Annotated in this window: 14 protein-coding genes and 1 pseudogene; 7 read left to right on the top strand and 8 right to left on the bottom strand. The window is 71.6% G+C overall.

The annotated features are described in order from the left end of the window. Nucleotides 1-257 precede the first annotated feature (257 nt). The gene (locus tag LDL48_RS40020; protein WP_225260406.1) at nucleotides 258-1715 is read left to right on the top strand and encodes a DUF4389 domain-containing protein; all 1458 of its coding nucleotides are present in this window, start codon (nucleotides 258-260) and stop codon (nucleotides 1713-1715) included. An 18-nt stretch (nucleotides 1716-1733) separates the two neighbouring features. Here the strand turns inward: LDL48_RS40020 and LDL48_RS40015 are convergent, their stop codons facing one another. Then, the gene (locus LDL48_RS40015) at nucleotides 1734-2039 is read right to left on the bottom strand and encodes a helix-turn-helix transcriptional regulator (RefSeq protein ID WP_225260405.1); all 306 of its coding nucleotides are present in this window, start codon (nucleotides 2037-2039) and stop codon (nucleotides 1734-1736) included. Between the two features lie 215 nt (nucleotides 2040-2254). Here LDL48_RS40015 and LDL48_RS40010 point away from each other — a divergent pair, with 215 nt between their 5' ends. Together LDL48_RS40010 and LDL48_RS40005 are read left to right on the top strand one after the other, a co-directional pair. After that, on the top strand, nucleotides 2255-3229 hold the full coding sequence (locus tag LDL48_RS40010) for a TerC family protein (protein WP_225260404.1): 975 nt from the start codon (nucleotides 2255-2257) through the stop codon (nucleotides 3227-3229). Nucleotides 3230-3663: 434 nt separating this feature from the next. Then, nucleotides 3664-3870, top strand: coding sequence for a hypothetical protein (locus tag LDL48_RS40005; protein WP_225260403.1), 207 nt, complete (start codon nucleotides 3664-3666; stop codon nucleotides 3868-3870). Here LDL48_RS40005 and LDL48_RS40000 read toward each other — a convergent pair. The 3 genes from LDL48_RS40000 to LDL48_RS39990 form a co-directional block, all read right to left on the bottom strand. Next, a complete protein-coding gene (locus LDL48_RS40000) occupies nucleotides 3867-4505 on the bottom strand; it encodes an SRPBCC family protein (protein ID WP_225260402.1) in 639 nt (212 codons plus the stop codon). The genes LDL48_RS40005 and LDL48_RS40000 overlap by 4 nt on opposite strands. Next, the gene (locus LDL48_RS39995; protein WP_225260401.1) at nucleotides 4502-5539 is read right to left on the bottom strand and encodes a zinc-dependent alcohol dehydrogenase family protein; all 1038 of its coding nucleotides are present in this window, start codon (nucleotides 5537-5539) and stop codon (nucleotides 4502-4504) included. Before LDL48_RS39995 ends, LDL48_RS40000 begins: the two co-directional genes overlap by 4 nt. A gap of 78 nt (nucleotides 5540-5617) precedes the next feature. Continuing rightward, nucleotides 5618-6616 (bottom strand): Acg family FMN-binding oxidoreductase, encoded by a 999-nt coding sequence (locus LDL48_RS39990; RefSeq protein WP_225260400.1) that lies wholly within the window; start codon nucleotides 6614-6616, stop codon nucleotides 5618-5620. 197 nt (nucleotides 6617-6813) lie between these two features. Between LDL48_RS39990 and LDL48_RS39985 the strand changes: the two genes are divergently transcribed. After that, nucleotides 6814-7371 carry a universal stress protein gene (locus LDL48_RS39985; protein WP_225260399.1) on the top strand — a complete coding sequence of 186 codons (558 nt, stop codon included), beginning with the start codon at nucleotides 6814-6816 and terminating at the stop codon, nucleotides 7369-7371. A gap of 10 nt (nucleotides 7372-7381) precedes the next feature. On the opposite strand, the gene LDL48_RS39980 is transcribed toward LDL48_RS39985, so the two are convergent. Continuing rightward, nucleotides 7382-7780: an adenine nucleotide alpha hydrolase family protein gene (locus tag LDL48_RS39980; protein WP_225260398.1), complete on the bottom strand. Its 399-nt coding sequence runs from the start codon at nucleotides 7778-7780 to the stop codon at nucleotides 7382-7384. A gap of 24 nt (nucleotides 7781-7804) precedes the next feature. After that, entirely contained in the window at nucleotides 7805-8824 is a 1020-nt protein-coding gene (gene gap / locus LDL48_RS39975) for a type I glyceraldehyde-3-phosphate dehydrogenase (RefSeq protein ID WP_225260397.1), read from the bottom strand. 146 nt (nucleotides 8825-8970) lie between these two features. On the opposite strand from gap, the pseudogene LDL48_RS39970 reads away from it, so the two are divergent. Continuing rightward, nucleotides 8971-9429 (top strand): annotated as a pseudogene (locus LDL48_RS39970) (PEP/pyruvate-binding domain-containing protein); the annotation flags it as partial. Between the two features lie 506 nt (nucleotides 9430-9935). Here the strand turns inward: LDL48_RS39970 and LDL48_RS39960 are convergent. Continuing rightward, entirely contained in the window at nucleotides 9936-10577 is a 642-nt protein-coding gene (locus LDL48_RS39960) for a LuxR C-terminal-related transcriptional regulator (protein WP_225260396.1), read from the bottom strand. A gap of 147 nt (nucleotides 10578-10724) precedes the next feature. Between LDL48_RS39960 and LDL48_RS39955 the strand changes: the two genes are divergently transcribed. Next, the gene (locus LDL48_RS39955; protein ID WP_225260395.1) at nucleotides 10725-13247 is read left to right on the top strand and encodes a cation-translocating P-type ATPase; all 2523 of its coding nucleotides are present in this window, start codon (nucleotides 10725-10727) and stop codon (nucleotides 13245-13247) included. Further along, the gene (locus LDL48_RS39950; protein ID WP_225260394.1) at nucleotides 13244-14113 is read left to right on the top strand and encodes a universal stress protein; all 870 of its coding nucleotides are present in this window, start codon (nucleotides 13244-13246) and stop codon (nucleotides 14111-14113) included. Before LDL48_RS39955 ends, LDL48_RS39950 begins: the two co-directional genes overlap by 4 nt. A gap of 71 nt (nucleotides 14114-14184) precedes the next feature. On the opposite strand, the gene LDL48_RS39945 is transcribed toward LDL48_RS39950, so the two are convergent. Beyond that, nucleotides 14185-15093, bottom strand: a complete 909-nt coding sequence (locus LDL48_RS39945) for a universal stress protein (RefSeq protein WP_225260393.1) — start codon at nucleotides 15091-15093, stop codon at nucleotides 14185-14187. Nucleotides 15094-15247: the final 154 nt, after the last annotated feature.

Raw genomic sequence — 15247 nt, 5'->3', positions numbered from 1 at the left:
CAGCGGTCCGGCCCGGCCGGCAACAGCTCAGGCGCTCGCCGTCCCGGTGTCGGGCGGGACGGTGAGCGGATGCCGGTCCGCGTCCCGTGCGGCCAGGTTCGCCATGGCGTGCCGGTATTGCGGTGGTGTCATCTCACCGGCGATGAGTTGCGCCAGCGGGGGTCGCGGCGTTTCCTCCCGGATCCTTCGGGCCGTCCGGCCCTGCACCGGCGCCGCGTCCGGCGATCTGCTGGAGGCAAAGCGTTCCGGGAGGTGTCATGAACCGCTATCCGTTGCGGGTCGAGGCGCACCGCGACGAGTCGTTGAGCCGATGGCTCTGGCTCGTCAAGTGGCTGTTGCTGATCCCGCACGTCATCGTGCTCATCGTCCTGTGGACCGGCCTGGTCGTGCTGACCCTGGTGGCGTACCTGGCCGTACTGTTCACCGGCCGTTACCCGGCCGCGATCGCGGCCTACCACACCGGGGTCCTGCGCTGGACCTGGCGGGTGAGCTACTACGGATACCAGGTGCTGGGAACCGACCGGTATCCGCCGTTCACCCTGGCCGACGTGCCGGACTATCCGGCCCGGTTGAGCGTCACCGGGCACCCTCGGCCGCCGCGCTGGCTACCCCTGGTGGCGTGGCTGTTCGCGGTGCCGCACGTACTGCTACTGGGGGCACTGACCGGCGCGATCACGTGGGAGTTCGACATCGGGGACGGCACTACGAGGTCGGCGCCGATCAGCGTGGTCGCCGCCGGTGTTCTGATCGCGGCAGCGGCGCTGTTGTTCACCGGCCGGTATCCGCGCGGGCTGTACGACCTGCTGGTCGGCGTCGCACGGTGGAACCTGCGGCTGATCGCGTACCTGCTCCTGCTCACCCCGCGGTATCCGCCGTTCCGGCTGGACCAGGGCGACCGGGAGCCGGACGACGACCCCGCCGGTGCAGCCGCGGCGGCACCGGTCGCACCGCGTACCGCATCGCACGGGGTCGCCGGACCGGTGACCGCGCTGATCGCCGGCGTACTGCTGCTGGCGCCCGGCGCCGGCCTGGCCGTCGCCGGTGGCGCGCTGCTGGCGCTGGATCGGGCGCGCGACGACCAGGGCTTCGTCAGCGCTCCGGTGATGAGTATGCGGTCCACCACCGCGGCGGTCACCGCGGAAGGCATCACGCTGTCCGCCGGTGACGTCCTGACCCGCGGCTTCACCGACATCGGTGAGGTTCGGATCACCGTCACCGGTACGGCCGGTCAGTACCTGTTCGTCGGCATCGCGCCGGAGTCCGCGGTGGACGCGTGGCTGGCCGGGACCGCGCACGACGAACTGGAGTCGGTGTCCTCCGGCATGGGCGACTACGTCCGGTCCGGCGGGGCGGTCCGGGCGGTGAGCGCTCCGGTGACGCAGGACTTCTGGCTGGCCACCGGCACCGGCGCGGGCACCGCCACCGTCAGCTGGCGGGCCACCGACGGCAACTTCGCCGTCGTGCTGGCCAACGGGGACGGATCCACCGGCATCGTCGGCGACGTCGAGGCGGCCACCAACCTGCCCGACCTGACCGGTCTGGGCGGCGGACTGCTGGGCGCGGGCATCGCGCTGACGCTGCTCGCCGTGGCGTTGATCATCTTGGGCGGTACGGGTCTCGGCCGCCGCCACGGCAGCGGACCGCGGGATCGGGGTCTGCCGCCGGCGCCGCCGGTGACCGGTCCGCCGCCGGCGTACGTCACCACGTCGTCGTGACGGCGCACGCCCCGGCGGTCAGTCTCGGCCGCCGGGGCGCGGACGCGTGTCCGGGGTGAACAGTGCGAGCAACTCGCCGACGCGGTGCTCGGCCTCCGCCGGGTGCCGGAAGCGTCCGGCCGGGTTCACCGTGTAGCGGTTGCGCCGGCCGATCCGTTCCCGGGTGAGATATCCGGCCGTCTCCAGGTCGGCCACGATCGCCTGCGCCGCGCGTTCGGTCACGCCGACCACGTCGGCGACGTCGCGTAGCCGGGCCTCCGGGTCCCGGGCGATCACGAGCAGTACGTGAGCGTGGTTGGTGAGAAACGTCCAGCCGGTCGACACGGGCGCCACCATACCGGAACGTTGACACACGAATCTCTCTTCGTGAATAATGGTTCGCAGTTCGAGGGGGAGTACCCGACGCACCACGCGCCGCCGTCAATACGGAACCGGACACGACCGGTCCCGGTGGCGCGACCGCCGCACCGCGCGGGCGGTCCGGGGAGACCGTCGACCGCACCGCCGGCTCCGGCCGGCCTGGTCGAGGGAGGTTCCCCATGTCCGTGTCCTGGTGGGTCTGGCTCGTGCTCACCGTCGTCATCGCCGCGATGCTGGCGGTCGACCTGCTCGCACACCGCGACAACCATGTCATCGGCTTCCGCGAGGCCGCGCTCTGGTCGGCCGCCTGGATCGCGGCCGGACTCAGCTTCGGCGCCCTGCTCTGGTGGTGGCAGGGCGGCGACGTGGCCGGCACGTACTACGCCGGCTACCTGATCGAGAAGGCGCTGTCGATCGACAACGTGTTCGTGTTCGCGCTCATCTTCAGCTGGTTCGCGGTGCCTCCCGCGGTGCAGCACAAGGTGCTGTTCTGGGGCGTCATCGGCGCGCTGCTGTTCCGCCTGGTGTTCATCTTCGTCGGCGCGGAACTGCTGGAGACGTTCTTCTGGACCGCGTACGTCTTCGGCGCGTTCCTGATCTGGACCGGCTACAAGATGGCGTTCCGCCACGGCAAGCAGGCGCCGCCGGACCGCAATCCAGTGGTCCGCCTGGTCCGGAGGGTCATTCCCACCGACCCGGCCTACCACGGCGACCGCTTCTTCGTCCGCCTCGACGGCCGCCGCGTCGCCACCCTGCTGTTCGTCGCGCTCGTCGCGGTGGAGGCCACCGACCTGATCTTCGCGATCGACTCGGTGGCCGCCATCCTGGCGATCACCACCAGCACGTTCATCGTCTGGTCCGCGAACGCGTTCGCCGTGCTCGGGCTGCGCAGCCTGTACTTCTGCCTGGCCGGGCTGCTGCGCCGGTTCGTCCACCTGCACTACGGGCTGGCGGTCCTGCTCGCCTTCGCCGGAGTCAAGCTGATCCTCTCCGAGACCCCGGTGGGCAAGCTGCCCATCCCGCTGACCCTCGGCGTCATCGTGGCCACGATCGGCGTCTCGATCGCCTGGAGCCTGATGTCCACCCGCGGTGGCACCGGCGAGCCGGACGCCGGTGAGTCCACCACCCCGGCATCCACAGCGCCACGGAACTGACCACGCCGCGTCTGCCTGTGCAGCACACCCGGCACAGCCGACCACCTCCCCACCCGGCAGAAGGAGCCCGGTATGCCACTCAGCGACAGCCCCGTACACCTCCACTCCGTCGCCGGCCGCGCCCCGGCGCCGGCACAGTGGTGGCCGTGTTCACCGACGGCCCGACCGACCCGGCCGTGGCCCGCACCGCCGCCGCCCTGCCGGACCCGCCGGCTACCTGCATCCCGTGGAGGCGCCCGCAACCCGGCGCCGGTCAACAGTCCGTCCCGACCGGAGGCGGCCGCTGCCGCACCCGCCGTGCGCCGTCTGCACTCGCTGGTCGACCAGGTCCGCCGAGGGCCGGCCGGGCATGCGCGCGCCCTGTACGCAAGCGCGTCCCACCAGGCGCTGATCCGGCTGCCGATCACCGGACCGCACGACCGGAGATGCTCGCCGTGGACGAGACCCTGTTCTACCCGGCCCGGCTCAGCGACGGCGGCGACACACTCATCCCGGCCCTGGACATCGACCATCCCGACGTCGTCGACGACGCGGTGGACGAACTCGTCGAGCTCGTCCTGGTCCGTGGCGGCTGGATCGCGTTCACCAGCCCGGGCACGCTGGCCGCCCACGACGGCGTCGCGCTCACCGTACGGCGCTAATGGGCCGGCACGGGCGCCGGCCGGTCGGTCACCGACTCGGCACGGTCCCGGATACCCAGCAGCATCCGGCGCTCCATGACCAGGCTGCCCGGCTCCATCAGGAGCCTGTCGGCCAAGCGCCGCAGCGGCGATGCCCCGGGTTCGGCGATCCGGTTGCGGCTGACCAGCCGCATGCCGCTGACGTCCGGGTACAGCCCGAAGATCCACACCCAGCGGCCGTCCTCGGAGCGCAGCGTCAAGGTCTGTTCCGGGTCGCACACCTCCACCCGCATACCGGGCGAGCCGTCACCCATCGGCAGCACGTCACCGACCGCCAGGTGCTGGAACTGCGGCAGGATCTCCGAAGCGCTGTGCATGTCCAGGCCGAGCAGGTTCTCGATCCAGTCGTAGGTGTACGCACCGCCGCGACCGCTGCCCATCTGCACCAGCCACGGCCACACCTCCGACGGCGGCGCGTCGATGGTGACCGCCCGGGTGGAGACGATGTCCGGCAACAGCAACAGTTCGTCGCCCGGCATCGTCCGAGCCACCTCGTCCGCCGTGGCCCCCCAGGTGAGATACCAGCGACGCGCCCTCGGCGAGTAGGCGGCGGTCACCGCCAGGCCGAGACCGCCGAACCACCACGACTTTCTCATCGGGTCAGCACCACCTTCAGCGCGCCGGTCTCGGCCGGGCGGGAGAACACGTCGTACGCCTCCATGATCTCGGGCAACCGGAACCGGTGCGTCACCATGTGACCGATGTCGAGCTGACCGGCGACCAGCATGTCCAGCAGCCGCGGCGTGGAGTACGTGTCGACCAGCCCGGTGGTGATGGTGACATTGCGGATCCACAGGTCTTCCAGGTGCAGCGTGGCCGGTCCGCCGTGCACGCCGATGTTGGCCACCCGGCCGCCCGGGCGTACCAGGGCCGCGCACAGCTCGAACGTCGCGGGCGTGCCCACCGCCTCCATCGCCACGTCGGCACCGAGGCCACCGGTCAGCGATCGCACGGCGGCCAACGGATCGTCGGCGGCCAGGACGGTGACGTCCGCGCCGACGACCTTCGCGGCCTGCAGCCGGCTCTCCGCCTTGTCGATTGCCACGACGTGCGCCGGCGAGAACAGCCGCGCGGTGATGATGGCGGCCAGGCCGATCGGGCCGGCGCCGACGATCGCGACGGTGTCTCCCGGGCGGACCCGGCCGTTGAGCACCCCCACCTCGTACGAGGTGGGCAGGATGTCGGCGAGCAGCACCGCCGCCTCGTCGGAGACGCCGTCCGGCAGGTGGTACGTCGACAGATCCGCGTACCGGATCCGGGCGAACTCGGCCTGCACGCCGTCGACCAGGTGACCGAGGATCCAGCCACCGCCGCCGAGGCACTGCCCGTAGCTGCCCTCGCGGCAGAACCGGCAGATGCCGCAGGCGGTGATGCAGGAGGCCAGCACCCGGTCGCCGACGGCGAGCCCGTGCACCGCGGATCCGGTCTCGACGACCGTGCCCACCGCCTCGTGACCGAGTATCCGTCCGGGCTGCACGGCCGGCACGTCGCCGCCCAGGATGTGCAGGTCGGTACCGCAGATGGTGACGGCGTCGACCCGAATGATCGCGTCGCCCGGCTGCTGGATCACCGGGTCCGGAACCTCGGTCCACGCACGTTTGCCGGGACCGTCGTACACGAGTCCTCGCATGACTCCTCCTCTCCCCCGTCCTCCTCCGACCTTGCGCCGCCGCGGCGGTGACCGTGAGGGCCGAACGGCCCGAACCGGCTATTCCGTTCCGTCCTCGATCAGGACCTCCGCGAGCCGGCGTCGCGGTGTGGCCGTCGCCGGGCGGCCATAGCCGACCCGGAGGACGATCTGGGCCCACTTGCCGGTGCGGGTGTCCGTCAGCAGTCTGCGCACGGCCGGGATCTCCACCGGCTGGCTGATCGGGGTGGTGGACAGGTTCAGCCAGGTCGCCGTGAGCAACACCCGCTGCAGAGCCTGCCCGGCGCCCACCCAGTGACGCCTGGTGTCGCCGTCGGTGGACAACACCATGATGGTCGGGTACGGCTCGAACTGAACCACCGGCCGGTCCAGGCGGGGCTGCAGCAACCCGAAATCGCGGATCGGCAGCACCTCCAGGGCGTCCCACGGGCCGATCGCCGTCGACGGCACGCCGTCTCGCCGGCCCCGATGCGGGCTGGTCCACCGGGCCAGTTCGGCGCGGTACCGGCCCTTCGCTCTCAGCACCCGGTCGGCCTGCTGAGACAGGCTCAGGATCGCGTTACGGCTCGCCGCACCCGCGACTGTGAGCGTCGCACCTTCGCGGCGGGCAGCGTCAACCAGACGTTCCACCGCGTCGGCCGGCACGACGGACCGGACGAACGGCCACCGGTTCGTGTGCCGGTGCGGAATTGCCGCCACCAGTGCTTCGGCGGCCGGGGGCGGTGCCATCGACCGTCGTACCGTGACGCGGGCGACGAGGTCGGGCTCCGCCGCGACCGGAAAGAGCTTCAGGTCGCTGAGGTACCCGGCGCCGCGGATGGCGAGCCGCAGCGTGAACATGGCGGCACCGACGCTGATCAGCATTTCCCGGCCGGTCGGGTCGAGGACGTCGAGCCGCCGGTGGGGATCGGCGTAGACCTCGACTCCGCGCGCTCCGATGTGGAAGCGCCACGGCTGGCTGTTGTGCAGCGAGGGAGCGGCCGTCGCCGACCGGACGCAGGCGGTGAGATCGGGTCCGGCCGGCCGCGATCGCGGCCGCTGAGTGCCGATGTCGTTCATCGCCGGCCTCCTACGCTGTGGCGTCTGCGCTCATCACAGCAACGTCGACCATGGCGGTGACAGGGTCGATGGTCCCGGGATCGCGTTACGTCACCACCACCGCGACCAGGCTCGATCAAGGACCAACGGCCCTGCCCGCGCGAGCACGCGGGGGTAACGCTTGCGGTGACATGGCGCATGTGGATGAGGAGGTCCCGATGAAGTCCGACCTCGGTGACCGGCTCGACGAGACAGCCACCGCCATCATTCGGGAGATCGACCGGCAGCCCGATGGGGAACGCGGCCACCACACCGCAGTCGGCGGCGGCGCGGTCCTGGTGAGCGGCCGGACCCCGGGACCGGCGGGCGCGATCGTGGCGGCAGCCGTCGACGACGACGCTTGTCCTGGTCGCGTCGTCCGGTACGCCGCCGAACAGGCCCGTCGCCTGGGTGTGCCCCTGCGCCTGGTGCACGTGTGGACCGGGCGCGCCATGGCTGTCCCCGGGACAGGGCGGGAGCTGATGTCCGACGCCGACCTGCTGCTGTCCACGGTGCTCTACGACCACCTGGATCCGGAACAGGCCGTGGCGGCCGAACGCGAGATTCTGCACGACCCCGACGTGGGGCGCGCCTTGATCGCGCTGAGCGCCGAGGCCGGACTTTTGGTGGTGGCCGCCCGCGGTACGCCGGACGTCACCGGCGAGCCGCTCGGACACACCGTCCGCCGGCTGGTCGGCCGGACGGCGTGCCCGCTCGCCGTACTTGCCCCGGGCTGAGCTGGTCATCTCACGCGACGCCGGACCCGCAGACCACCATCGGACAATGGGCACGGCGAGACAGGGCACCGACCAACGCTGTCCCGGCCGGATCCGCGGGCTGCGCAACGACGAGCAGGCCGCAGTCCCGCGACAGGGCCGCGAGCACCACGGCGGGATCGAGCCGGCGGCGAACCGTGATCGTGACATGCACATCGGGGTACTTCTCCGACCACCGCTGCACCATGTCGTCGTGGCCCACTCCACCGTCGCCCGGCTCGTCGCCGGCCAGCAGCACGAGCAACGCGGCGGCGCGGCGGCCGGCCTCGTCGAAGGCGTACCGCAACGCCTCTTCGGCCGGCGCGGCGCCGAGGACGCCGATGAGGACGGGGCCGACCGGTCCGGCCGGCCCTTGCGTGTCCCGGGACACCTCTCCTCCCCTCAGCTCACGATGTCATCTCCGCTCGGCCAGCAGCTTGGTCAGGTCGACCAGCCGGTTGGTGTAGCCCCACTCGTTGTCGTACCAGCCGAAGACCTTGACCAGCCGGCCACTCGCCTGGGTGAGCTGGGCGTCGAAGACGCAGGAGGCCGGGTCGCCGACGATGTCCGTCGACACGATCGGAGCCTGCGTGTAGCGGATGATGCCGTGCATCGGGCCGCCGGTCGCCGCGGCCTGCTCGACGGCCTGGTTCACCTGCTCGGCGGTCACCTCGGTGCCGAGTTGGAGGGTCAGGTCGCTGATCGAGCCGTCCACGACCGGGACCCGCAGGGCGACCCCGTCGAGCCGGCCGGCCAGCTCCGGCAGGACCAGGCCCACGGCCTTGGCGGCGCCGGTGCTGGTCGGGATGATGTTCACTCCCGCGGCCCGGGCCCGGCGCGCATCCTTGTGCGGCGCGTCCAGGACGTTCTGATCGTTGGTGTACGCGTGCACGGTCGTCAGATAGCCGCGTTCGAGGCCGAATGCCTCGTGCAGCACCTTCACCAGCGGCGCCACGCAGTTGGTGGTGCAGGAAGCCCCGGAGACAATGCGGTGCCGCAACGGGTCATAAGTGTCGGCGTTGACACCCGGCACCAACGTCGCGTCGACACCCTTGCCCGGCGAGGAGATCAGGACCCGCGACGCGCCCGCCTTGAGGTGCAGCGCGGCGTCGTCCCGGGCGCGCAACTTGCCGGTCGACTCGATGACGAGATCGACGCCGAGCTCCGCCCACGGCAGCTGGTCGGGCGAACGCCGCGAGAAGACCGGGATGGTATGCCAGCCGACAGTCAGGGCGTCGTCGGTGTAGCTCACCTCTGCGTCGAGCCGGCCGAACGTCGAGTCGTACTCGAGGAGGTGGGCGAGGGTGGCGGTGTCGTAAAGGTCGTTGATCGCGACCACCTGGAAGCCCGCGTTGGACAGGTCCTTGTTCAGCAGGGCGCGAAGATAGTTGCGGCCGATGCGGCCGAATCCGTTGATGGCGATGCGGTAGCTCATCGTTGCCTCCAGGCGTTGTCGTCACCTCCAGCCTCTCGCCGTGTGCCGAGGCGGGAGCAGGGCCGTCCGGCCCTACTGGCCGGGACGTCGCCGGGCGTACCACCAGAGGAGGACACATACGCGCCGAGCTGATGAGGGTGAGCCGGATGGCCAGGTACGTCTACGACTTCGCGGAAGGCAACAAGGATCTCAAGGACCTGCTCGGCGGCAAGGGCGCCAACCTCGCGGAGATGACCCGGATGGGTCTGCCGGTGCCGCCCGGCTTCACCATCACCACCGAGGCCTGCCGTGCCTATCTGCGTACCGGATCGGTCCCGGCCGGACTGTTCGGCGAGGTGCAGGAGCATCTGCGGCTGGTCGAGGCCCGGATGGAGAAGGAGCTCGGCGACCCGCAGGATCCGCTGCTGCTGTCGGTCCGTTCCGGCGGCAAGTTCTCGATGCCCGGCATGATGGAGACCATTCTGGACATCGGCCTGACCGACTCCAGTGTGCGGGGACTGGCCGTGCAGAGCGGCGACGAGCGGTTCGCCTGGGACTCGTACCGGCGCCTCATCCAGATGTTCGGCAAGACCGTGTTCGGCGTACCCGCCGAGGACTTCGGGCATCTTCGCCGCGTCACCGTTCGAAACGATCGACACCGACGGCGTCGGCGAACTCGTCCGGATCGCCGTCGAACGCGGCCGAGCCACCCGGCCGGACCTGACCGTCGGGGTCTGCGGGGAACACGGCGGCGACCCCGCCTCCGTCCGGTTCTTCCACCACGCCGGGCTGGACTACGTGTCCTGCTCACCGTTCCGCGTCCCCGTCGCCCGGCTGGAAGCCGGCCGCGCCGCCTGCCCGGCGGCCTCGTCGGACAGCAGATAGGGAGCGACTGTGATGACCACCTCGATCGACGACCGGCCCGCCGCGACACCCGCCGCTGTCACCGTGCTACTCGTGGTCGACGGCGAACGGCCCGTCGGCGCCTGGATCGTCGGCCCGGACGGCGCCGCGTTCCGGCCCGTCGTCGGCGTGACCCGGTTGGCCGGCTCCGTTTCGCCACCGTCGCCGCCGAGGCCGTAGTGGCGGCGGCCTGATCGTCTGCTGAACGAGCCATGGGCACGGCGCGCGGTCAGTGCGGATGCTCCCCGAGGAGCCGGGTGGCGAGCACCGCGGCCTGGGTACGCCGCTCCAGGCCGAGCTTGGCGAGCAGGCTGGACACATAGTTCTTCACGGTCTTCTCGGCCAGGAACATCCGGCCCGCGATCTCCCGGTTGGTCAGGCCCTCCGCCACGTACTCGAGGATCTTGCGCTCCTGCGCGCTCAACGACGCCAGTTCGCGTGGTTGCTCCACGCCGTTGCGAATGCGTTCGAGCACCCGCTGGGTCACCGCCGGATCGAGCAGCGACTGCCCGGCCGCGACCCGCCGGATGCCGTCGACCAGATCGCTGCCGCGGATCTGCTTGAGAACGTAGCCCGCAGCGCCCGCCATGATCGCGGCGAACAGCGCCTCGTCGTCCTCATACGAAGTCAGGATCAGCCCTTTGATCGACGAGTCCACCGCCCGCACGTCCCGGCACACGTCGATGCCGCTGCCGTCAGGTAACCGGGCGTCGAGGACCGCCACGCGCGGCCGCAGCGCCGGGATGCGGCGGGCCGCCTCCTGCGCGGAGCCGGACTCGCCCACCACCTCGATGTCGCCGGCGGCATGGAGGAGGTCGGCGAGGCCGCGGCGGACGACCTCATGGTCGTCGAGGAGGAAGACACGAATCATTCCACCTTCCTACTCACCCGGGGGCTCTGTGCCAAGGCTGGCAGCCGCCACCGGGCCCGGCGGACCGGGTCCAACGGCCCTGCCACCCCGCGCCCGGTCCGCGAAACCTGGAGGGTGCGATGCCCGACCGAGGCGAAGGAGCCGATCGTGGACACCAGCACGGTTGCCGCGACCCGCGGCCTGACCACTGTCGAGGCGGCTGTCCGGCTGGCCGCCGACGGCCCCAACACGGTGGCCGCGGCGGCACCCCGACGGCTGGTGGCCCGCATCGCCCGGCAGCTGGCAGATCCGCTCATCGCGCTGCTGCTCGTCGCCGCCGTCGTCACCGCCCTGCTGGGCGACCTGCCCGACACCGCCGTGATCCTGCTGGTCGTCACCGTGAACACCTTGATCGGTGTCATTCAGGAGATCCGTGCGGACCGGGCGATCGCCGCACTCGATCAGCTCGCCGCCCCGACCGCCCGGGTGGTACGCGACGGTGCCGACCAGATCGTTCCCGCGGCCCAGCTGGTCCAGGGTGATCTGGTCCGGCTGGAGGCGGGTGACATCGTGCCCGCCGACCTCGATCTCGTCGACGTGCAGCGGGCGCGCTTCGACGAGTCGGCACTGACCGGCGAATCCGTCCCGGTGCACCGGGAGACCGGCGAGGAGGCCGGCGCCGGAACAGTCCTGACCGTCGGGCGCGCCGCCGGCGTGGTCGTCCGGACCGGGGCGGCGAGTTCGTTGGGCCGCATCTCGGCCCTGGTGGCCCGCACGAAGCCCGGCCCGACCCCGCTGCAGCGGCGGATCGCCGCCCTCGGACGGGTGCTGGGCGGCACCGCCGTCGCGGTTTCCGGCGTCGTCTTCGCCCTCGGTGTGCTGGCCGGTGAGCCGGTCGCGCGCATGGCGATCACCGCCGTCAGCCTGGTCGTCGCGGCGGTGCCGGAGTCACTACCCGCTGTCGTCACCCTGGCGCTCGCCCTCGGTGCGCGACGGATGGCCCACACCCGGGCGATCCCCCGCCGGCTACACGCCGTCGAGACGCTCGGATCGGTGACCGTGATCGCGTCCGACAAGACCGGCACGCTCACCCAGAACCGGATGTCGGTGCAGCAGGCCGTCACCGCGGACGGCACCCGCTACACGGTCTCGGGCGCCGGATACTCCCCCAGCGGCGAGATCCGGCGCGAGGGCGGTCCGGTGCCGGCACCCGATGATCTTCGGATGCTCGCCGAGGCAGGGCTGCTCTGCAACGACGCCGATCTGATTCCGCCGGCCGGCGACGGATCGGACTGGGCACCGGCCGGGGATCCGATGGAAGTTGCGCTGGTCGCCTTTGCCGCCCGGTGCGGGCTGGACCCTCGCCGGCAACGGGCAGCCACCCCGCGAATCGCCGAACACCCGTTCGACCAGGCGACCAGACGGATGACGACCGTGCACCGCTCGCCCACCGGAGACGCGCTGGTGGTTGCCAAGGGGGCCCCGGAAAGCCTACTCGACACGGGCTCGGACGCGACGCTGCTGGCCGCGGCCGCGGAACTCGCGGCGAACGGCCTACGGGTGCTGGCGATCAGCGCTGCTACGGTCGCGGTCGCGCCGGATCCCGCCGACCCGCCGCCCCTGCGCACCCTCGGTCTGGTGGGCATCGGCGACCCGTTGCGCGACACCGCACGTGACACCGCCGCGGCGTTTGAGGCCGCCGGCGTACACCTGCTGCTCATCACCGGCGATCACCCGGCCACCGCCGCCGCGATCGGCGCACAACTCGGGATCCTCGAGCCGGGCGACCGGGTGGCCCGCGGCGACACCGGCCCATTGACCGCGGCCGACATCGACCGGACCCGCGTGTTCGCCCGCATCCAGCCGGAACAGAAGCTCGACATCATCGCCGAACCGCAGCGCCGCGGCGAAGTGGTCGCCATGACCGGCGACGGGGTCAACGACGCACCCGCCCTGCGGCGTGCCGACATCGGTGTGGCCATGGGCGGCGGCACCGAAGTGGCGCGACAGGCCGCCGAGCTCGTCCTGGTCGACGACAACCTGGCCACCGTCGCCGCCGCGATCGGCGAAGGCCGCCGGATCTACGACAACATCCGCCGCTTCCTGCGCTACGCCCTCTCCGGCGGCATCGCCGAACTGCTGGTGATGCTGGCCGGACCGTTCCTCGGCATGCCCCTGCCGCTACTGCCGGGCCAATTGCTCTGGGTCAATCTGCTCACCCACGGCATCCCCGGAGTGGCACTGGGAGCCGAACCCGCGGAGGCCGGTGTGTTGCGGCGCCGCCCCCGCTCGCCACAGGAGTCGGTACTCGGCGACGGGTTGCTCCGCAGTGTGCTGCTCGGCGGCCTGTGCGTCGCGGCCGTCGTGCTGAGCGCCGGCGTGGTGGCCCACCAGCTCGACCGGCCGTGGCAGTCGGTGATGTTCGTCGTCCTCGGACTCGCCCAGCTCGGCGTCGCTCTGGCCGTACGCGCCACCCCGCAGCCCGGCACTCCCCGCAACCTTTCGCTGCTGGGCGCCGTCGCGCTCTCCGCCGTCCTGCAGGTCGCCGGGGTGCTGCTGACACCCCTGCAGACGTTGCTCGGCACGGAAGCGCTCACCCTCACCGAGCTGGCGGCCTGCACGCTCATCGCGGTGATCCCAGGGCTCGCACTCCACCTCGTCCGCCGCTGGAAAAAAGGAGCAACACCATGAACACCAGAAGGATCATCGTGGGCTACGACCAGTCGGCCGACGCCCGCGCCGCCGCCCGGTGGGCGCTCGATGAAGCCACCCGCACCGGAGCCTCGGTCGAGTTCTTCTACGCCTACGAGTGGCCGCAATGGGCACCGGCGGTCGCCACCACCTCGGCCCCTGCAGTCTGGCCCGACGGGGAAACCGACCGGGCCGTCAAGGGGATGCTCCGGGAGGCCGTCACGGCGGCAAAGCACAGTCACCCCGACGTGCGGACCGAGATGTCCATCGTGAGTGCGAGCGCGGCGTTGACGCTCATCGAACGATCGATCGACGCCGGCCTCGTGGTGGTCGGCAGCCGGGGCCACAGCGCCGTAGCGGGACTGCTCGGTTCCGTCAGCGTCGCGGTCAGCGCGCACGCCCACTGCCCGGTCCTCGTGGTCCGCGGCGACCCGGCACCGAACCAGCCGGTCGTGGTCGGAGTGGACGACTCGCCCAGCGCCCACCTTGCGCTGCGCTTCGCGGTCGAACAAGCGGCTGCTCGCGGCGTGCCGCTGCGGGTGATCCGCGCCTGGGCGCCAGTGACCGGCATCTGGGCGGAGAGCCCGATCGTCGCGCGCAGCGTCACGGCCGACGAACGCCGCCCGTTGGACGAGGCAGTCGCCACCTGGCGCGACAAGTTCCCCACGTTGGAGATCACCGCCGAAGCCGTGGTGGACCACCCGGCCAACGCGTTGGCCCTGGCCGGCACCACCGCCCAACTCCTCGTGGTCGGCACCCGGGGACGAGGCGCCGTCCGCGGCATGCTGCTCGGCTCAGTCAGTCAGCATCTGCTGCACCACGCCGCCTGCACCGTCGCGGTCGTTCGGGAGATCCCCGGCGGATGACCACCGGCGCTCCTGGCCGAGTGCCTCCGGTCGCGGGCCCCCGCATCGATCCACCGGCCGAGGGCCCGCGGTCAGGCGACCAGGAACACCGGGCAGTCGGCACGCTGGAGCAGGGCCCGGCTCACGGAGCCCTGCCGCAGAGCGCCGACGGACCGACCGCCGTGCCGGCCCACGATGACGGCGGCTGCCTTGCCGGACGCGTCCACCAGCGCGGTGACCGGATCGCCGCCGACGTACCGCTGATGGACGACCACGTCGTCGCGGCGGTCCAGCCGGTCCGGCGGCACGCGGCCGGCCCCGGTGGCGTGCAGCATGACCAATTCACTGCCCCGCAGCTGGGCCTCGCGCAGCGCGAACCGGATCGTCAGCGGCGATGTCGGCGAGGCATCCACGCCGACCACGATCGGCCGACTGCCGAACCGCGGACCAGGGGGCCAACCGGGTACCCGCACCACCAGAACGGCACCGTGGTGGTGGATGGCGACGCGGTCTCCGACCGTCATACCGAGCGTGGCAACGGCGAGACCGTGCCGGTGCCCGACGACGACCAGATCCGAGGTCTCGGCCTGGGTCAGCAGCATCGTGGCCGGCGACCCGATCACCAGGCGGCTGGTCACCGCCACGGTCGGCGAGTAGTCGTGTACCCGGTCGGTCATCCGTTCGAGCAGCCGCGCGCCGAGGTCGCGGGCCGGATACCTGGCGGTACCGGCATGCTGCACGTGTACCAGCCGCAGATCCCAGCCGCGTAGCTCCGCCTCGATCGCGGCATGGTCCACCGCGGTGTAGCTGGTCGGGGAGTCGTCCACGCCGACCAGCACCGATCCGAACCTGCTCCGCTCGGGCTGCGTCGGGGCCAGGACGGGCGCGGCATCCCGCGTCTCGTGGTAGCCGTACGCGCCGAGGTAGCGGTTGACGGCATCGCGGTAGGGGCTCGCGCGGCGCACCTCACCGGCGGCACAGGGTCGGAGGGCCCGCCGCAACGGGCCCTCCGCACTCCACGCCGGAGGCGGTCACTTGCCGTAGTAGGCGTTTCGCATGATGTCCTGCATGTCGTCCAGCATCGGCATCCGGGGGTTGGCCGGCGCGCACTGGTCCTGGTAGGCGTTCAGGGACTGCTGCGGCATCGCGTCCAGG

Source organism: Jidongwangia harbinensis, assembly GCF_020216025.1.
Classification (GTDB): domain Bacteria; phylum Actinomycetota; class Actinomycetes; order Mycobacteriales; family Micromonosporaceae; genus Actinoplanes; species Actinoplanes harbinensis.
Note: the sequence above shows the minus strand (reverse complement) of the source record. Positions and strands in the feature narration are given on the sequence as shown.